The organism is Delftia sp. BGA-UO-ETr-SB1 (assembly GCF_059567865.1).
On record NZ_JCAQOW010000006.1, the window covers coordinates 2002750 to 2026505 of the forward strand.

Genomic DNA, 23756 nt, shown 5'->3' on the forward strand with positions numbered 1-23756 from the left:
AACGCACCTGAAACCTGTCCCCTTCCCCTTTTCAACCCCTACACACACGAAGCCTGGAGCCAACATGAAAGTTTTCTACGACAAGGACTGTGACCTGAGCCTGATCAAGGGCAAGACCGTTGCCATCATCGGCTACGGCAGCCAGGGCCACGCACACGCGCAAAACCTGAACGAAAGCGGCGTGAAGGTCGTGGTCGGCCTGCGCAAGGGCGGCGCTTCCTGGGACAAGGTCGCCAAGGCTGGCCTGACCGTCGCGGAAGTCGATGACGCCGTGAAGTCCGCCGACCTGGTCATGATCCTGCTGCCGGATGAGAACATCCCCGAGGTCTACAACAACAACGTGGCCCCCAACATCAAGCAAGGCGCCACGTTGGCCTTTGCCCACGGCTTCAACATCCACTACAACCAGGTCGTGCCCCGCGCCGATCTGGACGTGATCATGGTCGCCCCCAAGGGTCCTGGCCACACCGTGCGTTCCGAGTACCTGAAGGGCGGCGGCGTGCCTTCGCTGATCGCTGTGTACCAGGACAAGTCCGGCAAGGCCCGTGACCTGGCCCTGTCCTATGCCATGGCCAACGGCGGCGGCAAGGGCGGCATCATCGAGACCAACTTCAAGGAAGAAACCGAGACCGACCTGTTCGGCGAGCAAGCCGTTCTGTGCGGCGGCGCGGTGGAACTGGTGAAGATGGGCTTCGAGACCCTGACCGAAGCCGGCTACGCTCCCGAAATGGCCTACTTCGAGTGCCTGCATGAGCTCAAGCTCATCGTGGACCTGATGTACGAAGGCGGCATCGCCAACATGAACTACTCCATCTCGAACAACGCCGAGTACGGCGAGTACGTGACGGGTACCGAAGTCATCAACGACAAGTCGCGCGAAGCCATGCGCGCTGCCCTCAAGCGCATCCAGACCGGCGAATACGCCAAGATGTTCATCCAGGAAGGCCGCACCAACTACCCGAGCATGACGGCCCGCCGCCGCATGAACGCCGACCACGCCATCGAGAAGGTCGGTGGCCAGCTGCGCGCCATGATGCCCTGGATCTCCAAGAACAAGCTGGTTGACCAGAGCCGCAACTGAGATTGCTGCATTCCATCTTGCCTGGGTCGCGCAAGCGGCCTACGCAAGGTGCAGGACAAGGCCACCCCGACGGGTGGCCTTTTTCGTGCAGGGAAGGGGTGCGGCGCGCAGGTACACTGACCCTTTCGGGGCGGCGCGGTCCGCTCCCTTAGAATACTATCGTTTTAATAGCTGCCCGCGCCCGTAGGCGCTGTGCTGGAGGCTGGATTGATGCAAAACCACAATGAGTCCAACGAGATTGAGGGCGTGGTGGTGCGCAAGCGCCGCAAGGGTATCTACATCCTGCCCAACCTGTTCACGCTGGCTGCGCTGTTCGGTGGCTTCTACGCCATCGTGATGGCCATGAATGGCCGCTTTGAACTGGCTGCCGCAGGCGTGTTCTGCGCCATGGTGCTCGACAGCCTTGACGGCCGCGTGGCACGCATGACCAATACGCAAAGCGCCTTTGGCGAACAGATGGACTCGCTGTCGGACATGGTGTCCTTCGGCGCCGCTCCCGCCTTGATCGCCTACGAGTGGGCGCTCAAGGGCATTGGTCGCTGGGGCTGGATTGCCGCCTTTGTCTATTGCGCCTGCGCTGCACTGCGGCTGGCGCGTTTCAACGTGAATACCGGCACGGTGGACAAGCGCTGGTTCCAGGGCCTGCCTTCGCCTGCGGCGGCGGCGCTGGTCACGGGCTTCATCTGGCTGCTGGACGAGGCGGGCCTGCTGCGCGGGCAGGATGCATGGCTGAGCTGGACGCAGATCACCTGGATCATGTTCTTCCTGACGCTGTACGCGGGCCTGACCATGGTTACCAATGTGCCGTTCTACAGCTTCAAGGACGTGCACTTCAAAAAGAGCGTGCCGTTTGCCGCCATCGTGCTGATTGCGCTGGGCATTGCCATCATCAACATCCACCCGCCCATCGTGCTGTTCGGCGTGTTCCTGCTCTACGGGTTCTCGGGCTATGGCGTCTACGCCTGGCGCAAGGCCAAGGGCCAGCGCACCAGCGTCATCAGCACCTCGACCGACGAGCCCGAGGAGCGCGGCCTGCACAAGTGATGCGGCGCAGCATCTTCACAGCCTTTGTGAACCTGTGCTAAAGTCGTCCGAATGCAATACCTGTCGCTAGCTCTACTACTGATGTCCAACGGGCAGAGACAGTAGCGCGCGCGTACATACCTACTTTCACGGCCCGTTTGCACCAGCGACGGGCCGTTTTGCATTTGTGGGGTCGCTGGAGCAGGTGGGTCTTGTTTTTACCTAGACGATAGAAAGCACTTCAGCCATGTTGCAAAACCCTTCGACCAAGTACCGTCCGTTCGCTTTCGCTCCCGTGCGTCTGCAAAATCGCAGCTGGCCCGACGCGACGATTACCAAGGCTCCGATCTGGTGCAGCGTGGATCTGCGCGATGGCAACCAGGCGTTGATCGAGCCCATGGACATCGATCGCAAGATGCGCATGTTCGAGCAACTGGTGAAGATCGGCTTCAAGGAGATCGAGGTCGGTTTTCCCTCCGCTTCGCAGGTGGAGTTCGACTTCATGCGCAAGCTCATCGAGGAAAACCGCATTCCCGATGACGTGACCATCCAGGTGCTGACCCAGGCGCGCGAGCACCTCATCCGCCGTACCTTCGAAGCGCTTGAAGGCGTGCCCCGTGCCATCGTCCATCTCTACAACGCCACCGCGCCCGTGATGCGCCGCGTGGTGTTGAACATGAGTGAAGACGAGATCGTCGAGCTGGCCACCACCAATGCCCGCATGTTCAACGAGATCGCTGCTGGCTACCCCCAGACGCAGTGGACCTTCCAGTATTCGCCCGAGATGTATTCGGACACCGAACTGGAGTTTTCCAAGCGCGTCATCGATGCCGTCACCGATGTATGGCAGCCCACGCCCGAGCGCAAGTGCATCATCAACCTGCCCACCACGGTGGAGCATTCCACGCCCAATCTGTTTGCTGACATGGTGGAGTGGACGCACCGCCACATCCAGCGCCGTGATTCCATCGTGCTGTCCGTCCATCCCCACAACGATCGCGGCACGGGCACGGCCACGGCCGAGCTCGCGCTGATGGCCGGTGCCGACCGCCTCGAAGGCTGCCTGTTCGGCAACGGCGAGCGCACGGGCAACCTCGACGTGGTCAACGTGGCGCTGAACATGTACATCCAGGGCGTGTCGCCCGGGCTGGATTTCTCCGATATCGACGGCATCCGCAGCACGGTCGAGCATTGCAACCAGTTGCCCGTGCACCCGCGCCATCCCTACGTGGGCGATCTGGTCTACACCTCGTTCTCTGGCTCGCACCAGGATGCGATCAAGAAGGCCTTCGCCGACCGCAAGGAAGGCGACATCTGGGACATGCCCTATCTGCCCATCGATCCCAAGGACCTGGGTCGCAGCTATGAGGCCGTGATCCGCGTCAACAGCCAGTCGGGCAAGGGCGGCATCGCCTATCTGCTTGAAAGCGAATATGGCCTCCAGTTGCCGCGCCGCCTGCAGATCGAGTTCAGCCAGGTCGTGCAGCGCGAGATGGATGCCAGTGGCAAGGAATTGGCTGCGGCCGACCTGTGGAATCTGTTTCAGCGCGAATACGGCCTGCAATCCGTGCAGGCGCCGCACTATCGGCTGAGCGAGAACGATGGTGTGGTCAGCCTGTCGGCCGACTTGGCCGTCGAGGGCGGCAAGCGCACGATTGAGGCCGAGGGCACGGGCCCGATCGACGCCTTCGTGCAGGCGCTGAGCGAGCACAGCGGCCGCGCGGTGCGCGTGCTGGACTATGCCGAGCACGCCATTGGCGAAGGCGCCAACGCCAAGGCCATCGCCTATGTGGAACTGCGCGTGGACGAGTCCCACGTGTGCTACGGCGTGGGGGTCGATGCGAATATCGTCTCTGCCTCGTTCCGGGCCATCATGTCGGGCTTGCAGCGTGTTCCCTCCGCCGAGAATGCGGTGGCGCAGGAGGCGGTCGCCGCCTGAATTTCGTTCCCGAGCCGGTGCAGCCACAAGCGCACCGGCTTTTTTCATCGCCTGCCCGTGGGCAGGGGCTTCGCATCCACAAGAAAGACGAGACTCCCCATGACCGACCAATTGATCATTTTCGACACCACCTTGCGTGACGGCGAGCAGTCGCCCGGTGCCTCCATGACCCGCGACGAGAAGCTGCGCATCGCGCGCCAGCTCGAACGGCTGAAGGTCGATGTGATCGAGGCCGGTTTTGCGGCGAGCTCCAACGGTGACTTCGAGTCGGTGCAGGCCATTGCGCGCGCCATCAAGGACTCCACCATCTGTTCGCTGGCGCGGGCCAATGATCGTGACATCGCCCGTGCGGCCGAAGCCCTCAAGGACGCCAACCGCGCGCGCATCCACACCTTCATTGCGACCAGCGCGCTGCACATGGAGAAAAAGCTGCGCATGACGCCCGATCAGGTGCTGGAGCAGGCGCGCCAATCCGTGCGCTTTGCGCGCAACCTGATTGCCGACATTGAGTTCAGCCCGGAGGACGGCTACCGCAGCGACCCGGATTTCCTGTGCCGCGTCATCGAGACCGTGATCGCCGAGGGCGCAACCACGATCAACGTGCCCGACACCGTGGGCTATGCTATTCCCGAGCTCTACGGCGCCTTCATCAAGAACCTGCGCGAGCGCGTGCCCAACAGCGACAAGGCGGTCTGGAGCGTGCACTGCCACAACGACCTGGGCATGGCCGTGGCCAACTCGCTGGCCGGCGTCAAGCTCGGCGGCGCCCGCCAGATCGAATGCACCATCAATGGCCTGGGTGAGCGCGCCGGCAACTGCTCGCTGGAAGAGGTGGTGATGGCCATCAAGACGCGCAAGGACTACTTTGGCCTGGACGTCAACATCGACGCCCTGCACATCGTGGCCGCCAGCCGCATGGTCAGCCAGACCACCGGCTTCGTGGTGCAGCCCAACAAGGCCGTGGTGGGAGCCAACGCCTTCGCCCATGCCTCCGGCATTCACCAGGACGGCGTGCTCAAGGCGCGCGACACCTACGAGATCATGCGTGCCGAGGACGTGGGCTGGAGCGCCAACAAGATCGTGCTGGGCAAGCTCAGCGGCCGCAACGCCTTCAAGCAGCGCCTGCACGAGCTGGGCGTGGAGCTGGACAGCGAAGCCGCGATCAATACCGCCTTCGCCGCCTTCAAGGAGCTGGCCGACCGCAAGAGCGAGATCTTCGACGAGGACATCCTGGCCCTGGTGACCGAGCAGGACGCGCATCAGCAGGCCGACCCCTTCCAGTTCATCTCGCTGGCTCAGCAAAGCGAGACAGGTGAGCGCCCACACGCGTCAGTGGTGTTCAGCCGCGACGGCCGAGAGATCAAGGCCCAGTCCGACGGCAATGGCCCGGTCGATGCCTCGTTCAAGGCCATCGAGTCCGAGGTGAAGAGCGGTGCCGAGATGCTGCTGTACTCGGTCAACGCCATCAGCGGCTCCACCGAAAGCCAGGGCGAAGTGACCGTTCGCCTGCAGCGCAGCGGGCGCGTGGTCAACGGCGTGGGCGCCGACCCTGACATCGTCGTGGCTTCTGCCAAGGCCTATCTGAGCGCGTTGAACAAATTACACAGCAATGCAGAGATCGTGGCTGCGCAGGGGTAAGCACTCGCCTTATAATTTCACTTAAATTATCGAAAAGTCGCACAAGTTATTGTCACAGTGCGACTTTTTCGATTAATGTAAGGTCTAGTCACAAATTCTTGCTGCTTGGAGCATTTCTCATGCCCACCCTACGCCGTGCCCGCCTCGGTCGATTTGCTCAGGTCATGTCCTTTCTGGCCCTGAGTTGTGCTCTTGCTGCTCCGGGCGCATATGCCGCGCCCGCCAAGAAAGTTGCCAAGAAACAGGTGGCCGTGGCCCCTGTCAAGAAGAAGGCGGTGAAGGAGCGCGCCACGGCCGCTCCCCAGGGCAAGCGCGTTGCCAAGAGCGCGCGCCAGCCCAGCCGCGTAGCTGCACGCAGCGTAGCCAGCCCCATTCGCGCCGTTGCCTACGAGCCACGCCTGTCCTTCGGCCAGATGGCCGGTCTGCATGCGGTGGCCGATCCTCTGGATCTCAAGAGCAGCGTGGCCCTGGTCCTGGACCAGGACACCCATGAGGTGCTGCTGAGCAAGAACGACCATGCCGTCTTGCCCATCGCCTCGTTGACCAAGCTGATGACCGGCTTGCTGATTTCCCAGGCCCATCTGCCGATGGATGAAACCATCACCATCACGCAGGACGACGTGGATACCGAAAAGGGCAGCAGCTCGCGTCTGGCCGTCGGCACCACGCTCACGCGCGGTGAAATGCTGCACCTGGCTCTGATGTCCAGCGAAAACCGCGCTGCCCACGCCCTGGGCCGCACTTTCCCTGGTGGCCTTGATGCCTTTGTCCAGCAGATGAATGCCAAGGCCCGTCTGCTGGGCATGACCGATACCCGCTACGTGGAGCCCACCGGGCTGTCCAGCCGCAACCAGTCCAGCGCCCGTGATCTGGCCGTGCTCGTCAATGTGGCGCACAGCGATCCGCTGGTGCGCGAGTACACCACCTCGCCCGGCTATGAGGTGGCCGTGGGCCGCCGCACGCTGCAGTACAACAACACCAACCGCCTGGTGATGAGCCCCACCTGGGACATCGGTCTGCAAAAGACCGGCTACATCTCCGAGGCGGGCCGCTGCCTGGTCATGCAGGCGCAGGTGGCTGGCCGCAAGATCATCATGGTCTTCCTGGATTCGGCTGGAAAGTTCAGCCGCCTCGGCGATGCCGAGCGCGTGCGCCACTGGGTGGAGTCCATGGGGCAGGTGGCTGGAGATCCCATGATCCACAAGGTCAAGGGCTGAGTTTTCTTTCCCCTCACGACAAAGGCGCCGATGGCGCCTTTGTTGTTTCTGGTGGGCAGAGGTCTGTGTTGCCAATGGCCCCTGGCCAATGCCAACGGGGCCGACGGCTGTTCAGTGGCTGCTGCGCGCGTAGGGGTTGGGTGGCGGTGCCGCCGGGCGGGTTGCGTTGAAGCCCAGGGCGCCCGAGATCTCCTGTGCGGTGGATTGGAGCTTGGACATCCAGCTTTCGTCCAGCCGGTCGGCGGGAGCGGAGATGGACAGGCCGGCCACCAGCTTGCCCTGGTCGTCGTAGATGCCGGCAGCCATGCAGCGCACGCCCAGCTCCAGCTCTTCGTTGTCGCGGGCCACGCCATGGTGGCGTACCTTGTCCAGCTCGTTTTCCATGTCGGCCAGCCGCGTGATGCTGAAGTGCGTCTTGCCGGGCAGGCCGGTGCGCGTGGCGTAGGCGCGGACTTGTTGCGCATCGTCGGCCGCCAGGAACAGCTTGCCGTTGGATGTCAGGTGCAGCGGCGCATGGCCGCCGATGGCGCGAACCACCTGCATGCCGGAGCGCTCGCTGTAGGCGCGTTCCACATAGACGATTTCATCGCCCTGGCGCACGCTGAGGCTGACCGGCTGCTGGATCTGCTTGTGCAGCTGGCGCATGGGGATCAGGGCCGCTTCGCGCACGCTCAGGCGGGCCTTGACCAGATTGCCGAGTTCCAGGAAGCGCATGCCCAGGCGGTAGCTGCCCGATTCGGGGCGATCGACAAAGCGGCCAATGGCCAGATCGTTGAGGATGCGGTGCGTGGTGGAGGGGTGCAGGCCGGTGCGCTCGCTGATCTCCTTGAGCGATACCGCTTCCTCGCGCGAGGCCAACACGTCGATCAACGTGAACATGCGTTCCAGGACCTGGACGCTGGGCTTGGGGGAGGCCGCGTTATCGTTTTTTTTCATGAGGCGGAGTGGAGTTTCGGCATTCGGTCATTCTAGCGGCGGCCATGGCATGGCGGCATATGTGCCGCCAGCAAACAGCGGCTATGCGCATAAGAAATGTCGCTGAAAAGGCGTGGAGTGACGCTGTATCAGCGCGGCAGCTGATCCACGCGCTGCCAGCGCTCGTCAACGCGCACTTCATGGGGCAGGAAGCGCGCCTTGTAATTCATCTTCTGGCTGTCGGCGATCCAGTAGCCCAGGTAGACATAGGGTAGGCTCATGGACCGGGCCTGGTCGATCTGCCACAGCACATTGAAGGTGCCGTAGCTGGCGGGGTCGTTGGGTTCGTAGAAGGTGTAGACGGCAGACAGCCCGTCTTCCAGCACATCGAGGATGGAGACCATCTTCAGCGTGCCGATGCCGCCATCGGCTGCGGGCGTGCGGAACTCCACAAGGCGCGAGTTGACGCGGCTTTGCAGCAGGAACTGGGTGTACTGGTCCACGCTGTCATGGTCCATGCCTCCGCCGCTGTGGCGGCTTTGCTGGTAGCGCAGGTACAGCTGGTAGTGCTCGTTCGAGTAGTGCAGGCGCTGGATCGATGCCGTGAGGTCGGCATGGCGCGCGGCGGCGCGGCGCTGGCTCCGGTCGGGACGGAAGTCGTGGACCAGGATGCGCATCGGCACGCAGGCTCGGCATCCGTCGCAATACGGCCGGTAGGTGAACATTCCGCTGCGGCGAAAACCCAGTGAAACCAGCTCCGAATAGGCGCTGTTCTGGATCAGGTGGCTGGGCGTGGCCACTTGCGAACGCGCCAGCCGGCCATCGAGATAGCTGCAGGGGTAGGCGGCGGTGGCATAGAACTGCAGGGCCTGCAGCGGAAGATCGTTCGGGTGCGTCATGGTGTGCTGGCGGCAGCCGGTGATGTGTCGCCAGCCTCGCCGGACGGTGGCAGCAACGCGTCCCAGTATACGTTTTCGAACCGCCAGCGCATGGGCGGCAGCTGGCTTTGCTCGGCCACGGTTTGCAGGAACCGGGCGCGCGGCATTTCGCGCGCCCCCAGCGAGGCCAGATGCTGCGTGGCCTGCTGGCAATCGATCTGCACGGCGCCTTGGTGTCTGCACAGCGCAACCAGGGCCGCCAGCGCGATCTTGGATGCGTCGGTGGCATGCGCGAACATGGATTCGCCAAACACGGCGCGGCCCAGTGCCACGCAATACAGGCCGCCCACCAGGCGTCCGTCCACCCAGGTCTCCACGCTGTGGGCTGCACCCTGGTGGTGCAGGTCGGCATAGGCGTCAAGAATCTCTTGCACGATCCAGGTGCCATCCTGGTCATGGCGCACCGTCTGGGCGCAGTGCTGCATCACGGTCTCGAACGCGCTGTCGATGCGGATCTCGCAGCCTGGCGTGGCGCGAAAGCGCTGCAATGTCTTGCGCAGGCTGCGGTGCAGCCGGAACTGCGATGTCTGCAGCACCATGCGTGGATCGGGCGACCACCACAGCGTGGGCTGGCCTTCGCTGAACCAGGGAAAAATCCCCTGGCTGTAGGCGATGCGCAGATGCGCCGCATCCAGCGTGCCGCCTGCGGCCAGCAGGCCCGGGATGGGGTCGTTGGGGCCCCATGCCGTTTCCACAGGAGGGAAGGCCTGGTGGGGGATGAGCCATGGGAGGGGATGGGACATGATCGGGTGCGGACGGAGGAAATGGATTCGTATTCTCTGCAGCCGCAGTCTTGCACAAACCATGCGCAAGAGGGCTGCGTGGATGCGAGGGCATCGCCTGGCCGGGGTAAGTGAACCTCCTACGCGGCCTTGTCGCGCCAGGGGACAGTGCCGCCTGGCAGGCTTGGGCTATGCTGGTTCCGTCTTCTTGCGGATGCTTGGCTTTCGCTGTGAAGGCATCGAAGGAGGATGAGCGATGTTTTTCAGCAAAATCTTTGGCGCAAGCCTTGCCGAGCCGCGCTATATCCGTCGCACCCGGGCCTACCTGCAGGAAGCCCGCATGGCGATGCTGGAGCACACCATTGCCGCGGAGTACTACAAGTCCTCTGCTGACATGTATGCGGAACGTGCCGCACGGCTGGAAGAAGAGCTGCGCGCATGGGAAGAGGGTGTCGAGCAATCCCGTGTTGCCCATGGTTCGCGCCGCGCACATGCCAGGCACAGCAAGCCCGTCACCGTGGAGCCCGCTGCAACTCCATCGCCACCGAACACGCCCACCGTGGGCATGGTGCGTGCAGCCTGACCCAACAAAAAAGCCCGCATGCGTTGGCATGCGGGCTTTTTATCTTGGCTCCTCAACCTGGGCTCGAACCAGGGACCTACGGATTAACAGTCCGGCGCTCTACCAACTGAGCTATTGAGGAATATGTTGGCGTTGGGTCTTGTGCGATTGCAAGGCCACTGAAATTTGGCTCCTCAACCTGGGCTCGAACCAGGGACCTACGGATTAACAGTCCGGCGCTCTACCAACTGAGCTATTGAGGAATACACGTCTATCGACAGAGATCTTGTGCGGTTGCAAGATCTTGAAATTCTTTTGGCTCCTCAACCTGGGCTCGAACCAGGGACCTACGGATTAACAGTCCGGCGCTCTACCAACTGAGCTATTGAGGAACAAGACCTAGATTATATGACGTAAAAAACACGTCACAGAAAACTCGGGGGAATTTTTTCAGGAAGGCCGGCTGCAGGCCTTCATTCTCACGGCTCGGGCCTGAACCACAGCCATACCAGCACGCAGCCCATGGAGGTCAGCGCCACGGCCTGCACCCAGGCGGGCGGGCGTGTCCACAGCAGTATGACGGCGCACAGGCTCATCATGGCGCTGGCGCTCCATTTGGCGCGCCGGCTCACGCAGCCGCCCCGTGCCCAGTTGCGCAGCATGGGGCCGAACAGGCGATGGCGCCACAGCCAGGTGTGCATGCGCTGCGAGCTGCGCGCCGCGGCCCAGCCGGCCATGAGCACGAACACCGTGGTGGGCAATCCTGGAATGAAGATGCCGGCAATGCCCGTGGCCAGGCTCAGGCAGGCAAACAGCTGCAGCGCCCAGCGCAACGGGGCGGCCGGCATGCGGTGCAGGGGAGGGGGATCGTCATCATGGAAGGCCGGCGCCGTGCCTGCCTGCGCAGTGGCCTCGGGCTCCAGGGCCTGTGCCGTGGGTATTTGCTGCGCGCCTGCCTCACGGTCCTCTGGGGACGCGGTGGATGACTCTCTGGCGGTGCTGGGCATGCTGCGATTGTGCCAGCGCGCTGTGGCCATGGCGGCCAAGAGGTAGCCAAGAGGTGGCCGGGAGCCGGGCGGCCGCTATGCTTGGCAACCCACCATTTCCCTATAGCCTTGCACTGCCATGACTGTCCGCACCATTTTGAAGATGGGCGATCCGCGCCTGCTGCGCGTCGCCCAGCCCGTGACCGAATTCGACACCGACGAACTGCACCTGCTGCTCAGCGATTTGCTGGACACCATGCATGCAGCCAACGGCGCGGGGTTGGCCGCGCCTCAGATTGGCGTAGACCTGCAGATGGTGGTGTTCGGCTCCGGCCTGCCCAATCCGCGCTACCCCGATGCGCCCGTGGTGCCGCGCACCGTGCTCATCAACCCAGTCATCACGCCCATGGGCGAGGACGAGCAACTGGACTGGGAAGGCTGCCTGTCCGTGCCCGGAATGCGCGGCATGGTGCCGCGCTGGAACCATATCCGCTACACGGGCTTCGATGTGTTTGGCGATGCCATCGACCGCACGGTGGATGGTTTTCATGCGCGCGTGGTCCAGCATGAGTGCGATCACCTCTGGGGAAAGCTCTATCCCATGCGCATGCGTGACTTCAGCCAGTTCGGCTTCACCGATGTGCTGTTCCCCGGCATCAGCGCGGCCGAGGACGACTGAGCGGGCGGGCGCTGCCCGTATTCAAGGATCTTCGGTCAGGTCTTTGTATACAAATCGGTAGACAATTTTTCCATGCTGGCGCCGTACATTGGCACTTCCCGCCAAGGCGGGGATTGTGTGCGTTCGCCCGCCAAGAGCTGCCAAGCAGCCACCGGGCTTCGCGATGCAGGATGCAGGAGAGCGCGGCCTATCGGGGCGGCGGCAAAAGGTGCGCGGGGGCGCGCCTGCCGCCATCCGGCTGCCGCGTACTTGTCCGGCGTTCTGTGAACAAGAGGACAAGGAGACAGCGATGGAAAAAAGTTCTGGCAATGCGCCGGCCCTGGGTACAGACATCCGCCCGGAGGACGAGCAACTCGGCCTCACGGCCAACACCCTCTATGGTTTGCAGCATGTGCTGACCATGTACGGAGGCATCGTGGCCGTGCCCCTGGTCATGGCCAATGCGGCCGGCATGTCGGCGGCCGACACGGGCCTGCTGATCACGGCCTGCCTTTTCATGGGCGGGCTGGCCACGCTGCTGCAGACGCTGGGCATTCCGTTCTTCGGCTCGCGCCTGCCGCTGGTGCAGGGCGTGTCCTTCTCGGGCGTGGCCACCATGGTCAGCATCCTGCACACAGGCGGCGGCATGCAGGGCGTGCTGGGCGCCGTGCTCTTTGCCTCGGTGTTCGGCCTGATCATTGCGCCCATTTTTTCCAAGCTCACCCGGTTTTTCCCGCCGCTGGTCAATGGCTGCGTGATCACCATCATCGGCCTGTCGCTGATGCCGGTGGCGGCCCACTGGGCCATGGGCGGCAATCCCCAGGCGGCCGACTACGGCAGCATGGGCAACATCGGGCTGGCGGGCCTGTCGCTGGTCATCGTGCTGGCGCTGAGCAAGCTGGGCAATGCCATGATCTCGCGCCTGTCCATCCTGCTGGCCATCGTCATCGGCACGGCGGTGGCGGCCATGATCGGCAAGTCCGACTTTTCCGAGGTGGGCAGCGGTGCCTGGTTCGCCGTGCCCATGCCGCTGCACTTCGGCTGGCCGACCTTCAGCCTGGCGGCGACCCTTTCCATGTCCATCGTGATCCTGGTGACCCTGGTGGAAACCTCGGCCGATATCCTGGCCGTGGGCGACATCGTGGGCACCCGCGTGGATTCGCGCCGCCTGGCCGACGGCCTGCGCGCCGACATGCTGTCCAGCGTGGTGGCGCCGTTCTTCGGCTCGTTCACGCAGAGCGCCTTTGCCCAGAACGTGGGCCTGGTCGCGGTCACGGGCATCAAGAGCCGTTATGTCGTGGCCTTCAGCGGCCTGATCCTGATCGCCTTCGGCCTGCTGCCCATCATGGGGCGCATCGTGGCCTGCGTGCCTCCCTCGGTGCTGGGCGGCGCGGGCCTGGTGCTCTTTGGCACGGTAGCGGCCAGCGGCATCCGCACGCTGGCCAAGGTGGACTATCACAACAACATGAACCTGATCATCGTGGCGGCGTCCATCGGCATGGGCGTGCTGCCCATGGTCAAGCCGGACTTCTATCACCACTTCCCGGACTGGTTCGCCACCATGTTCCATTCGGGCATCAGCTCCACGGCGGTGACCGTGCTGCTGCTGAACCTGGTCTTCAACCACTTCAAGCAGGGCAACCCCGAGGAGCCTTCGGTGTTCGGCGCAGGTTCTGAGCGCGTGCTCAGCGAGGCCGTGCTGTCTGCCCTGGCCGATGGCGACCGGGTGGTCGACGGCAAGCTCTATGACCGCGAGGGCAAGGAAGTGGCCACGGTGTCGGCGCCTGCGGCTGCCATGCACTGACGGCGGCAACCACGCCAGCGCCTGGATGCAAAAGGCCCGCCCTGGTTGACAGGGCGGGCCTTTTTTCGCCGCAAGCTCAGACCGCCAAGGCCTGCAACAGCTCGGTTTCTATGAGCAGCTGGCGCTGGTTGTTCTGCAGTTCGGCGCCCTCGATCAGAAAGCTGTCTTCCACGCGCTCGCCCAGCGTGCTGACCTTGGCCAATTGCACGCTCAGGTGGTGCTGCGCCAGGATGCGCGCCACGGTGTAGAGCAGGCCGGCGCGGTCCGTGGCCGAGATGGACAGCAGCCAGTGCTGGGCTTTCTCGTCGGGCTGCAGCGTGACGCGCGGCGCAAAGGGGAAGCTTTTGACGCGGCGCGACAGGCGCCGAGGGGATGGCTCGCGCAGCGGCCCGCCCTGCATCAGCGCGGCGACCAGGTCGTTCTCGACCATGTGCATCAGCTCGCGGTACTGCTCCTGCATGGCGGGCGCGACCACCTGGAAGGTGTCCAGCGCATAGCTGTTGTGGGCCGTGTGCACGCGCGCATCCAGAATGGAGAAGGCCGCCCGGTCGAAGTAGCCGCAGATGCGCGCGAACAGATCGGGCTGGTCAGGCGCGTAGACCAGTACCTGCAGCCCCTCGCCGGCCAGGGAGCGGCGCGCACGCACCACGGGGCGGGTGGTGCCCACGTGGCGCGACAGGTGGCGCGTGTGCCAGGCGATGTCGGCCGCCTCGTGGCGCATGAAATAGTCCACGCCCAGCGTGTCCCAGAGCTTCTTGTGCGATTCGAAGGGCTGGGCTGTCAGTGCCAGCTGTACCAGGGCCTCGCGGCGGCGGGCCTCGATTTCGGCGGCAGCATCGGGCGCGCGTCCGCCCATGACGCGCAAGGTCAGGCGATAGGTGTCCTCCAGCAGCTTGCCCTTCCAGGCGCTCCAGACCTTGGGGCTGGTGCCGCGGATGTCGGCCACGGTCAGCAGGTACAGGGCCGTGAGGTTGCGCTCGTTGCCCACGCGCTCGGCAAAGGCCTGGATCACCTCGGGGTCCGACAGGTCCTGCTTTTGCGCGACCTGGCTCATGGTCAGGTGCTCGCGCACGAGGAATTCGATCAGCTCGGCGTCGGCGCGCGCAATGCCGTGGGCGCGGCAAAAGCGCTTGGCCTCCACGGCGCCGATGATGGAGTGGTCGCCGCCCCGGCCCTTGCCGATGTCGTGGAACAGCGCGGCCACGTACAGCAGCCAGGGCTTGTCCCAGCCGCTGGCCAGCTGGGAGCAGAACGGGTACTCATGCGCATGCTCGGCCATGAAAAAGCGCCGCACATTGCGCAGCACCATGAGGATGTGCTGGTCCACCGTGTAGACGTGGAACAGGTCATGCTGCATCTGGCCTACGATGCGCCGGAACGGCCACAGGTAGCGCCCCAGCACCGAGGTCTGGTTCATCAGCCGCATGGCGTGCGTGATGCCGCTGGGCTGCTGCAGGATCTTCATGAAGGTGGCGCGGTTGACCGGGTCGCGCCGGAAGGCCGCGTCCATCAGGTCACGCGCGCCGTACAGCGCGCGCAGCGTGCGCGCCGACAGGTCGGTGAGGCCCACATGGGTCTCGTACATCAGAAAGGTTTCGAGGATGGCGTGCGGCTCGCGCTCGTAGAGATCGTCGCTGGCCACCTCGATGGTGCCGGCCTTCTCGTAGAAGCGCGAGTTCAGCCGGATGCGCGGCGTGGGGCGCGGGTTCAGCCGCTCCTCGATGTTCAGCCGCAGGATCTGGCACAGCTGGGTCACGGCCTTGGCCGCCCAGTAGTAGTGGCGCATCAGCGTCTCGCTGGCGCGCATGGCCAGCTTTCGCCCCTCGGCCGAGGTGGAGCGGTAGCCAAAGGCCTCGGCCACGGCGGTCTGCTGGTCGAAGACCAGGCGGTCCTCATGCCGGCCCGCCACCGCGTGCAGGCGTGCACGTATCAGGCTCAGCAAGGCTTCGTTGTCCTCGAGCTGCCGGCGCTCGAAATCGGTGATCAGCCCCTTGCCGGCCAGGGCCTGCCAGCTGCTGCCCAGGCCTGCGGCACGGGCCAGCCAGATCATGGTGTGCAGATCGCGCAGGCCGCCGGGCGATTCCTTGCAGTTGGGCTCCAGCGAGTAGGGCGTGCTCTCGTACTTGTTGTGGCGCTGGCGCATTTCCAGCAGCTTGCCGGACAGAAAGGCGTGCGCATTCATCTGGGCCTGGTAGCGCGTCTGGAACTCGGCGAACAGCGGCTCGCTGCCGCAGATGCGGCGTGATTCGAGCAGGGCGGTCTGCACCGTCAGGTCGCGCTCGGATTCCTCCAGGCATTCGGCCAGCGTGCGCACGCTGGAGCCGATCTCCAGGCCCGCGTCCCAGCAACTGCCGATGAATTTCTCGATGCGCGAGGCCAGCTCGGCATCTGCCGTGCCGGCGGCTGGCAGCAGCACCAGCACGTCGATGTCGGAATAGGGAAACAGCTGGGCACGCCCGAAGCCGCCCACGGCGGCCAGGCAGGCCTCGGGCGGCATGCCGGCGCGATGCCACAGCGCGCGCAGCAGCGTGTCGGCCAGATCGCTCAGGTGCTGCAGCACCAGGCGCACGCCGCGCCGGCCCATGGTGGGCGCCAGCAGCGAGCCTATCCAGCGCCCGCGATCCCGGGCGTACTGCACGCGCAACTGCTCCAGCGAGTCCGGGGCAGAGGGCGCAGCGTGGGAAGGAGTGTGGTCAGTGGTCTGTTTCATGCGCGGCGAGGGCAGGGAAGGCGCCGGGAGCGGGTGCCCCGGACGCCATGCCATTTTGCCTGCGCATCACGCAAGAAGCATGCCGAGCCTCAGCAGCTCGTGGTGGTAACGAAGGGGGGCAGCGCGGGCGAGCCGGCCGACAGGGTCATGACTTCGTAGCCGGTCTTGGTCACCACCAGGGTGTGTTCCCACTGGGCCGAGAGGCTGTGGTCCTTGGTCACGATGGTCCAGCCGTCCTTGCCCAGTTCCTTGATCTCGCGCTTGCCCAGGTTGAGCATGGGCTCGACGGTGAAGACCATTCCTTCTTCCAGCACGGTGCCCGTTCCAGGGCGGCCGTAGTGCAGGATCTGGGGCTCTTCGTGGAACTTCTGGCCGATGCCGTGGCCGCAGAACTCGCGCACCACCGACAGGCCGTGGCCTTCGGCAAAGGTCTGGATGGCGTTGCCGATGTCGCCCAGCGTGGCGCCGGGCCTGACCTGCTGGATGCCCAGCCACATGGCGTCGAAGGTCAGTGCCGACAGGCGCTTGGCTGCGATGGAGCACTCTCCGATCATGAACATGCGGCTGTTGTCGCCGTACCAGCCGTCCTTGGTGATGACCGTGACGTCCACATTGACGATGTCGCCCTTCTTGAGCGGCTTGTCATTGGGAATGCCGTGGCAGACCACATGGTTGACCGAGGTGCACAGGTGCCCGGGGTAGGGAGGGTAGCCGGGCGGCTGGTAGCCGATGGTGGCGGAGACCGTGCCCTGCTGCGCCATGCATTCGGCGCCCAGGCGGTCGATCTCGGCCGTGGTGATGCCGGGCTTGATGTGGGGGGTGATGTAGTCCAGCACTTCCGAAGCCAGGCGGCAGGCCACGCGCATGGCTGCGATGTCTTCAGCGCTCTTGATGGTGATGCTCATGCCCGCAATTATCCCATTGCGCCTTCGGGCGTGCAGGGGTAAGGGGCGGCTGTCGCCATCGGGACGGCTCAGCCCGGTAAAATAGCGGCCTCACCGATTCAGCGCCTTGCAGCCAGCCCCCGGAGGGCGGGGCCGCAGGGCGCTTTTCACAAGCCTCCTCACCCAACAGGCCGCCACGTGACCTTGCATCTGACACAGTTGGAGGGTGGAAACGCTCTCAGCTCGTTCCGCGCCCAGCAGCTCCTGACCGAACTGGTCTCCATCCATCCCAAAATCACCGGCATTGCCGCGCGCTTCGTGCACCTGGTGGCCACGGACGCCGCACCCACGCCCGCATTGCAAGAGCGCCTCCAGGCGCTCTTGACCTATGGAGACCCCTATGAAGGCCCGGCCGACGGTGCCGCCCTGGTGGTCACGCCGCGCCTGGGAACGATCTCCCCCTGGGCCTCCAAGGCCACGGACATTGCCCGCAACTGCGGCCTGGGCGTGTTCCGCGTGGAGCGCATCACCGAATACCGCATCGCCTTCAAGACCGGCCTGCTGAGCAATGTGCTGGGCAGCGCGCCTGAGCTTTCGGCCGAGCAGACTGCACGGATCGCCGCCTTGCTGCACGACCGCATGACCGAGTCGGTCTTCGCCACGCGCGCCGAGGCCGAGCAACTGTTCTCCGCCCTGGACGCCGCTCCCATGGAGTTCGTCGATGTGCTGGGCGGCGGCCGCGCCGCGCTGGAGACTGCCAACCGCCAATGGGGCCTGGCCCTGGCCGACGACGAGATCGACTACCTGGTCGATGCCTTCAAGGGCCTCAAGCGCAATCCCACGGACGTGGAACTGATGATGTTCGCGCAGGCCAACAGCGAGCACTGCCGCCACAAGATCTTCAACGCCCAGTTCACCATCGACGGCGAGGCCCAGGACAAGAGCCTGTTCGGCATGATCCGCAACACGCACCAGGTCTCGCCCCAGCACACGGTGGTGGCTTATTCGGACAACGCCTCCATCATGGAAGGCCATGAGGTCGAGCGCTTCGTCGCCACCTTCGAGGCGGCCCTGGACAAGATCAAGGCGCCCAGCTACCAGAAGAAGCAGGCCGTCAACCACGTGCTGATGAAGGTGGAGACGCACAACCACCCCACGGCCATCTCCCCCTTCCCCGGCGCATCGACCGGCGCGGGCGGCGAGATCCGCGACGAGGGCGCCACGGGCCGCGGCTCCAAGCCCAAGGCCGGCCTGTCGGGCTTCACGGTTTCCAAGCTGTGGGGCAGCGAAGTGGGCAAGCCCGAGCACATCGCCAGCCCGCTGCAGATCATGATCGAGGGCCCGCTCGGTGGCGCGGCCTTCAACAACGAATTCGGCCGTCCCAACCTGACCGGCTATTTCCGCGAGTACGAGCAGCAGGTCGGCGTGGGTGCCGATGCCGTGATGCGCGGCTACCACAAGCCCATCATGATCGCGGGCGGCCTGGGCGTGATCGACTCCGAACTGACTCAGAAGATCGAGTTCCCCGCCGGCACCCTGCTGATCCAGCTGGGCGGCCCCGGCATGCGCATCGGCATGGGCGGCGGCGCTGCCAGCTCCATGGCCAGCGGCACGAACGCGGCCGAGCTGGACTTCGATTCCGTGCAGCGCGGCAATCCCGAGATCGAGCGCCGCGCCCAGGAAGTCATCAACCACTGCTGGGCCCAGGGCGACAAGAACCCCATCCTGGCCATCCACGACGTGGGTGCCGGCGGCCTGTCCAATGCCTTCCCCGAGCTGACCAACGATGCGGGCCGTGGCGCGCGCTTTGACCTGCGCGCCGTCAACCTGGAGGAATCCGGCCTGGCGCCCAAGGAAATCTGGTCCAACGAAAGCCAGGAACGCTATGTGATGGCCATCGCTCCCGAATCGCTGGCCGAGTTCACGGCCTTCTGCGAGCGTGAGCGCTGCCCGTTCGCCGTGATCGGCACGGCCACGGAAGAACGCCAGCTGGTGCTGGAGGACACGGCGGTGGCCTCGGGCGACCAGAAGTTCCCCGTGGACATGCCCATGAACGTGCTGCTGGGCAAGCCGCCCAAGATGCACCGCGACGTGGCCACCGTGCAGCGCGAGCTGCCGCCCATGGACCTGACCGGCGTGCCCCTGGAAAAGGCCGTGATCGACGTGCTGGCCCACCCCACCGTGGCCTCCAAGCGCTTCCTGATCACCATTGGCGACCGGGCCGTGGGCGGTCTCACGCACCGCGACCAGATGGTCGGCCCCTGGCAGGTGCCCGTGGCCGACGTGGCCGTGACCCTGGCCGACTACCGTGGCTTCAAGGGCGAGGCCATGGCCATGGGCGAGCGCACGCCGCTGGCCTCCATCAACGCCCCGGCGTCGGGACGCATGGCCGTGGCCGAGGCCATCACCAACATGCTGGCCGCGCCCATCGAGCTGTCCAAGGTCAAGATGTCGGCCAACTGGATGGCGGCCTGCGGCGAGCCCGGCGAAGACGCGGCGCTCTACGCCACCGTCAAGGCCGTGGGCATGGAGCTGTGCCCGCAACTGGACATCTCGATCCCCGTGGGCAAGGACAGCCTGTCCATGCGCACCCAGTGGAACGAGGGCGGCCAGGTCAAGAAGGTGACCTCGCCCGTCAGCCTGATCATCACGGGCTTCGCCTCCATCGACGATGTGCGCGGCACGCTCACGCCCCAGCTGGACGCCTCGGAAGACGACAGCACCCTGGTGCTGGTGGACCTGGGCCGCGGCAAGATGCGCATGGGCGGCTCCATCCTGGGCCAGGTGCTGGGCCAGTCCGGCAATGAAACGCCTGACCTCGATGACGCCAAGGACCTGATCGCCCTGGTCGATGCCGTCAACGACCTGCGCGCCAAGGGCCAGATCCTGGCCTACCACGACAAGGGCGACGGCGGCCTGCTGGCCACCGTGGCCGAGATGGCCTTTGCCGGCCATGTGGGCGTGGCCATCAACGTGGACATGCTGGTCACCGAAGGCGACGGCATCAGCGACAGCCGCATGGACTCGGGCGAAGGCAAGAACTGGGCCTCCCAGATCAGCGGCCGCCGCGACGACATGACGCTGCGCGCACTGTTCAACGAAGAGCTGGGCGCCGTGCTGCAGATCCGCACGGCCGACCGCGCCGCCGTGCTGCAGACCCTGCGCGAGCATGGCCTGTCCACCTGCAGCCACATCATCGGCAAGACGCGCCCCGTCTCGTCCAAGGTCGATGCGGGCAAGGGCGAGCTGCAGGTCTGGCGCGATGCCAAGTCCGTCTTCGGCGCCTCGCTCAGCGACCTGCACCAGGTCTGGGATGCCGTCAGCTGGAAGATTGCCCAGCAGCGCGACAACCCGGCCTGCGCCGACAGCGAGCACGCCGCAGCCGGCGAGCCTGCCGACCCCGGCATGCACCTGCACCTGACGTTCGACCCGGCCGAGAACCCCGCCGCACCCTTCCTGAACCTGGGCGCGCGCCCCCGCGTGGCCGTGCTGCGCGAGCAGGGCGTGAACTCCCATGTGGAAATGGCCTACGCCTTCACCGAAGCCGGCTTCGACGCGGTGGACGTGCACATGACCGACCTGCAAAGCGGCCGCGCGCAGCTGCAGGACTTCGCCGGCGTGGTGGCCTGCGGCGGCTTCAGCTACGGCGACACGCTGGGCGCCGGCATCGGCTGGGCGCGCTCCATCACTTTCAACGACAGCCTGTCCGCGCAGTTCCAGCAGTTCTTCGGCCGCAGCGACACCTTCGGCCTGGGCGTGTGCAACGGCTGCCAGATGTTTGCCGAGCTGGCCGACATCATTCCCGGTGCCCAGGACTGGCCGCGTTTCACGCAGAACCAGAGCAACCGCTTCGAGGCGCGCCTGTCCATGGTGGAAGTGCTGGAGTCGCCCAGCCTGTTCCTGCAGGGCATGGCCGGCAGCCGCCTGCCCATCGCCGTGGCCCACGGCGAAGGCTTTGCCAACTTCCGCTTCCGCGGCAATGCGGACAAGGCCATCGCCTCCATGCGCTATGTGGACAACCACGGCAAGGCCACCGAGCAGTACCCGTTCAATCCCAATGGATCGGCCGGTGGCCTGACGGCAGTGACCACGGCCGATGGCCGCTTCACGGCCATGATGCCCCACCCCGAGCGCGTGTTCCGCAACGTGCAGATGAGCTGGACCAACGGCGACAAGTCGGAATTCAGCCCCTGGATGCGCGTGTGGCGCAACGCCCGCAAGTGGCTGGGTTGATGCACTGAGCGACGCTGCAAAGCAGACAAAGGCCCTTCGGGGCCTTTTCTTTTTCTGTTTCTTTTTGGCGGCTGCCGCTACGGCGCCAGCATCTGCGCCGTGCGCGCGCGGGCCTGCTGGACCAGGGTGGAGATCAGCACCGTCTCGGGCAGGTTGTGCCAGTAGCGGCGCGGCATCTCGCGCAGCATGGCCTGCTCCTTCAGGCGCGCCGGGTTGAAGGTGCTGGCGTAGTAGGTCAGCCACAGGGCCTCGCCCGCGTCGGCTGGCGGGGCATCGCTGCGGCGCGCGCCGGGCGCCAGGCGCAGCGCATGGCCGTCCCAGTGCGCGCTGCATTGTGGCGTGAGGATGGCCCAGTGCATGTTAGCAAAGCGCTTGCAGAAGAAGGGCGCCGCCGCGCGCACGATGTGGTGCTCGGGCTCGAACCAGGCAATGTGCAGATCGGGCTGGTTCTGCCGCTGCGTGGTCCGAAAGCGCACAAAGGCGTGCATCTTGTGGATCTCGCGCGAGACGGGGCGGGCCAGGGCCTCGATGGCGCGCCAGTCCGCATCCAGCGCATCCAGCCGCAGTTCGGGCCGGGCCTGCATGCGCGCCAGCCATCGGTGGCATAGCTCGAAGCGGCCCGCTGCGCGGTGCATGCAGGCATGGCGCAGCGCGGACATCTGGGTGTCCGACAGGGACAGCCCGGCCTCGCCGGGGCCGGCCAGCCCGGCGAGTGCCGAGGCGGGCATGGCCTGCTCCGGCGCGCTGGAAAACAGGTCCACCCCCGCGCCGAGTTGCTGCCCACCCCGCGTGTCGGGCCACCGCCAGCGCACCAGGGCGGGGTCGGCGCCATGGGCCAGCAGCGCCCTGCAGGCTGCGCGAAAGCCGGGCCAGTCGTCGGGGCTGTCGAGTTCGATGGTGAGAGCCTGTGCTTGCATGGCGTGCTCCAGGCGCTAGAACAGGCTGGCCTGCAGCGCGCTTTGCACGCGCATGCCGCTGTGCCGTGCCTGGGCCTGGCTGGCCTGCGACTGAGCGATCAGCCGGGTGCGCAGCGCGGCCGAGTCGGTCTCGCCCAGCAGGGGCCGGTGGCCGTCGATCAGCACGAAGGGCAGGGCCTTTTGCACGGGGGCGCGCAGCCGCAGCAGATCGTCCAGCCGCAGCCTGCGCACGCGGCGCGCCGCCAGCAGGCGGTCCACCGTCTGCGTGCCCAGGCCCGGCACGCGCAGCAGCAGGCTGCGCGGCGCACGGTTGAGGTCCACGGGGAACTGCTGTCGGTTGGCCAGTGCCCAGGCCAGCTTGGGGTCGATCTCCAGGTCCAGCATGCCGTGGCGGCTGGCCGCCGCGATCTCGCCCGCCCCGTAGCCGTAAAAGCGCATCAGCCAGTCGGCCTGGTAGAGCCGGTGCTCGCGCATGAGGGGTGGCGCCTGCGGCGGCAGATCGCGCGAGGCATCGGGAATGGGGCTGAAGGCCGAGTAGTACACGCGGCGCAGGCCGTAGCCCGCATACAGCGTGTGGCTGGATTCGAGGATGTCGGCATCGGTTGCGCGGTCGGCGCCCACGATCATCTGCGTGCTCTGCCCGCCCGGCGCAAAGCGCGGCACGGCGGCGCGCTGTGCGGGCGCGCCGGGCAGGGACTGCGCCTGGCGCTGCTCGCGCGTGGCCGCGCGCCAGGCCTGCACATGCCGGTCCACGCCCTGCATGGCCTGGCGTATGCGCTGCCCATCCTTTTCAGGCGCGAACTGCGCCAGGCCGCTGGCCGTGGGCAGTTCCACATTGATGCTCAGGCGGTCGGCATGGCGGCCTGCCTGGGCCAGCAATTCGGGGGCGGCATCCGGGATGGTCTTCAGATGGATGTAGCCGCGAAAGTCATGCTCCTCGCGCAGGCGGCGCGCCACTTCCACCAGTTGCTCCATGGTGTAGTCGCTGGAACGGATGATGCCGCTGGACAGGAACAGCCCCTCGATGCAGTTGCGCCGGTAGAAGTCCAGCGTCAGCTGCACCACCTCGGCCACCGTGAAGCGGGCGCGCTGCACGTTGGAGCTCTTGCGGTTGATGCAGTAGCGGCAGTCGAAGATGCAGACATTGGTCAGCAGGATCTTGAGCAGCGAGATGCAGCGCCCGTCGGGCGCATAGCTGTGGCAGATGCCCATGCCGGTGACCGAGCCCATGCCCTTGCCGTCCAGCGAGTCGCGCCCCTGCGATCCGCTGGAGGCGCAGCTGGCGTCGTACTTGGCGGCGTCGGCGAGGATGAAAAGTTTGCGTTGCAGCTCCATGGCTGTATAAATATACAGTATATTTGCCTGACACGTCCGGTTTTCTGAGAGCCCATCCCCCAGCCAGGGTCTGGTCCGGCCTTGCCTGGCTGCGGGTCGAACGCACTGTCGCGCTATCGCAATGGCCAGCGGATTGCAATGGTTGCCAGTGCAATGGAATGAAACCGTTTTCAGGTGCGGAATGAGTGCTTGCT

General features: G+C 65.4%; 17 protein-coding genes and 3 tRNA genes. 9 read left to right on the plus strand and 11 right to left on the minus strand.

Features of this window, described 5'->3' with window-relative positions; translation table 11 throughout:
• The first annotated feature begins 64 nt into the window (after positions 1-64).
• The 5 genes from ilvC to AC57B5_RS27800 all read left to right on the plus strand — a co-directional run bounded on the left by ilvC (position 65) and on the right by AC57B5_RS27800 (position 6898).
• A complete protein-coding gene (ilvC, locus tag AC57B5_RS27780) occupies positions 65-1081 on the plus strand; it encodes a ketol-acid reductoisomerase (RefSeq protein ID WP_012206664.1) in 1017 nt (338 codons plus the stop codon).
• Between the two features lie 210 nt (positions 1082-1291).
• A complete protein-coding gene (pssA, locus tag AC57B5_RS27785; protein ID WP_012206663.1) occupies positions 1292-2125 on the plus strand; it encodes a CDP-diacylglycerol--serine O-phosphatidyltransferase in 834 nt (277 codons plus the stop codon).
• A gap of 226 nt (positions 2126-2351) precedes the next feature.
• Positions 2352-4043 carry a 2-isopropylmalate synthase gene (leuA, locus tag AC57B5_RS27790; protein ID WP_492386617.1) on the plus strand — a complete coding sequence of 564 codons (1692 nt, stop codon included), beginning with the start codon at positions 2352-2354 and terminating at the stop codon, positions 4041-4043.
• A 99-nt stretch (positions 4044-4142) separates the two neighbouring features.
• Positions 4143-5681 carry a 2-isopropylmalate synthase gene (locus AC57B5_RS27795; RefSeq protein ID WP_034396043.1) on the plus strand — a complete coding sequence of 513 codons (1539 nt, stop codon included), beginning with the start codon at positions 4143-4145 and terminating at the stop codon, positions 5679-5681.
• A 119-nt stretch (positions 5682-5800) separates the two neighbouring features.
• Entirely contained in the window at positions 5801-6898 is a 1098-nt protein-coding gene (locus tag AC57B5_RS27800; RefSeq protein ID WP_013801508.1) for a serine hydrolase, read from the plus strand.
• A 111-nt stretch (positions 6899-7009) separates the two neighbouring features.
• On the opposite strand, the gene AC57B5_RS27805 is transcribed toward AC57B5_RS27800, so the two are convergent.
• The 3 genes from AC57B5_RS27805 to aat form a co-directional block, all read right to left on the minus strand.
• Positions 7010-7834: an IclR family transcriptional regulator gene (locus AC57B5_RS27805; protein ID WP_013801509.1), complete on the minus strand. Its 825-nt coding sequence runs from the start codon at positions 7832-7834 to the stop codon at positions 7010-7012.
• A gap of 128 nt (positions 7835-7962) precedes the next feature.
• Positions 7963-8712, minus strand: coding sequence for an arginyltransferase (locus AC57B5_RS27810; protein WP_012206658.1), 750 nt, complete (start codon positions 8710-8712; stop codon positions 7963-7965).
• Positions 8709-9494 (minus strand): leucyl/phenylalanyl-tRNA--protein transferase, encoded by a 786-nt coding sequence (gene aat / locus AC57B5_RS27815; protein ID WP_180319091.1) that lies wholly within the window; start codon positions 9492-9494, stop codon positions 8709-8711. The genes AC57B5_RS27810 and aat overlap by 4 nt, the downstream gene beginning before the upstream one ends.
• Positions 9495-9729: 235 nt before the next feature.
• Between aat and AC57B5_RS27820 the strand changes: the two genes are divergently transcribed.
• A complete protein-coding gene (locus AC57B5_RS27820) occupies positions 9730-10056 on the plus strand; it encodes a hypothetical protein (protein WP_496400710.1) in 327 nt (108 codons plus the stop codon).
• A 45-nt stretch (positions 10057-10101) separates the two neighbouring features.
• On the opposite strand, the gene AC57B5_RS27825 is transcribed toward AC57B5_RS27820, so the two are convergent.
• From AC57B5_RS27825 to AC57B5_RS27840, 4 genes are all read right to left on the minus strand, one after another.
• Positions 10102-10177 (minus strand) — tRNA-Asn (locus AC57B5_RS27825).
• Between the two features lie 45 nt (positions 10178-10222).
• Positions 10223-10298: transfer RNA gene (locus AC57B5_RS27830), tRNA-Asn, on the minus strand.
• 53 nt (positions 10299-10351) lie between these two features.
• Positions 10352-10427, minus strand: a tRNA-Asn gene (locus AC57B5_RS27835).
• Positions 10428-10514: 87 nt separating this feature from the next.
• Positions 10515-10883 carry a YbaN family protein gene (locus tag AC57B5_RS27840; protein ID WP_049801494.1) on the minus strand — a complete coding sequence of 123 codons (369 nt, stop codon included), beginning with the start codon at positions 10881-10883 and terminating at the stop codon, positions 10515-10517.
• A gap of 277 nt (positions 10884-11160) precedes the next feature.
• Here AC57B5_RS27840 and def point away from each other — a divergent pair, with 277 nt between their 5' ends.
• Entirely contained in the window at positions 11161-11700 is a 540-nt protein-coding gene (gene def / locus AC57B5_RS27845) for a peptide deformylase (RefSeq protein WP_013801513.1), read from the plus strand.
• A gap of 289 nt (positions 11701-11989) precedes the next feature.
• Positions 11990-13483, plus strand: a complete 1494-nt coding sequence (locus tag AC57B5_RS27850) for a nucleobase:cation symporter-2 family protein (RefSeq protein WP_012206653.1) — start codon at positions 11990-11992, stop codon at positions 13481-13483.
• A gap of 76 nt (positions 13484-13559) precedes the next feature.
• Here AC57B5_RS27850 and AC57B5_RS27855 read toward each other — a convergent pair whose 3' ends face one another.
• Positions 13560-16193, minus strand: coding sequence for a [protein-PII] uridylyltransferase (locus tag AC57B5_RS27855; protein ID WP_013801514.1), 2634 nt, complete (start codon positions 16191-16193; stop codon positions 13560-13562).
• An 89-nt stretch (positions 16194-16282) separates the two neighbouring features.
• Positions 16283-17098 carry a type I methionyl aminopeptidase gene (map, locus tag AC57B5_RS27860; protein WP_034396030.1) on the minus strand — a complete coding sequence of 272 codons (816 nt, stop codon included), beginning with the start codon at positions 17096-17098 and terminating at the stop codon, positions 16283-16285.
• A 177-nt stretch (positions 17099-17275) separates the two neighbouring features.
• On the opposite strand from map, the gene purL reads away from it, so the two are divergent.
• Complete coding sequence (gene purL, locus AC57B5_RS27865) at positions 17276-21310, plus strand: phosphoribosylformylglycinamidine synthase (RefSeq protein WP_013801515.1); 4035 nt, start codon at positions 17276-17278, stop codon at positions 21308-21310.
• A 77-nt stretch (positions 21311-21387) separates the two neighbouring features.
• On the opposite strand, the gene AC57B5_RS27870 is transcribed toward purL, so the two are convergent.
• Positions 21388-22227 (minus strand): TIGR03915 family putative DNA repair protein, encoded by an 840-nt coding sequence (locus AC57B5_RS27870; protein ID WP_496400711.1) that lies wholly within the window; start codon positions 22225-22227, stop codon positions 21388-21390.
• A 15-nt stretch (positions 22228-22242) separates the two neighbouring features.
• Entirely contained in the window at positions 22243-23562 is a 1320-nt protein-coding gene (locus AC57B5_RS27875) for a putative DNA modification/repair radical SAM protein (protein ID WP_017404179.1), read from the minus strand.
• Between the last annotated feature and the right edge of the window lie 194 nt (positions 23563-23756).

Bases quoted from the DNA above. Each gene is read 5' to 3' on its own strand.
- ilvC (WP_012206664.1), top strand. From the start codon at position 65: ATGAAAGTTTTCTACGACAAGGACTGTGACCTGAGCCTGATCAAGGGC.
- pssA (WP_012206663.1), top strand. From the start codon at position 1,292: ATGCAAAACCACAATGAGTCCAACGAGATTGAGGGCGTGGTGGTGCGC.
- leuA (WP_492386617.1), top strand. From the start codon at position 2,352: ATGTTGCAAAACCCTTCGACCAAGTACCGTCCGTTCGCTTTCGCTCCC.
- AC57B5_RS27795 (WP_034396043.1), top strand. From the start codon at position 4,143: ATGACCGACCAATTGATCATTTTCGACACCACCTTGCGTGACGGCGAG.
- AC57B5_RS27800 (WP_013801508.1), top strand. From the start codon at position 5,801: ATGCCCACCCTACGCCGTGCCCGCCTCGGTCGATTTGCTCAGGTCATG.
- AC57B5_RS27805 (WP_013801509.1), bottom strand. From the start codon at position 7,834: ATGAAAAAAAACGATAACGCGGCCTCCCCCAAGCCCAGCGTCCAGGTC.
- AC57B5_RS27810 (WP_012206658.1), bottom strand. From the start codon at position 8,712: ATGACGCACCCGAACGATCTTCCGCTGCAGGCCCTGCAGTTCTATGCC.
- aat (WP_180319091.1), bottom strand. From the start codon at position 9,494: ATGTCCCATCCCCTCCCATGGCTCATCCCCCACCAGGCCTTCCCTCCT.
- AC57B5_RS27820 (WP_496400710.1), top strand. From the start codon at position 9,730: ATGTTTTTCAGCAAAATCTTTGGCGCAAGCCTTGCCGAGCCGCGCTAT.
- AC57B5_RS27840 (WP_049801494.1), bottom strand. From the start codon at position 10,883: ATGCCGGCCGCCCCGTTGCGCTGGGCGCTGCAGCTGTTTGCCTGCCTG.
- def (WP_013801513.1), top strand. From the start codon at position 11,161: ATGACTGTCCGCACCATTTTGAAGATGGGCGATCCGCGCCTGCTGCGC.
- AC57B5_RS27850 (WP_012206653.1), top strand. From the start codon at position 11,990: ATGGAAAAAAGTTCTGGCAATGCGCCGGCCCTGGGTACAGACATCCGC.
- AC57B5_RS27855 (WP_013801514.1), bottom strand. From the start codon at position 16,193: ATGAAACAGACCACTGACCACACTCCTTCCCACGCTGCGCCCTCTGCC.
- map (WP_034396030.1), bottom strand. From the start codon at position 17,098: ATGAGCATCACCATCAAGAGCGCTGAAGACATCGCAGCCATGCGCGTG.
- AC57B5_RS27870 (WP_496400711.1), bottom strand. From the start codon at position 22,227: ATGCAAGCACAGGCTCTCACCATCGAACTCGACAGCCCCGACGACTGG.
- AC57B5_RS27875 (WP_017404179.1), bottom strand. From the start codon at position 23,562: ATGGAGCTGCAACGCAAACTTTTCATCCTCGCCGACGCCGCCAAGTAC.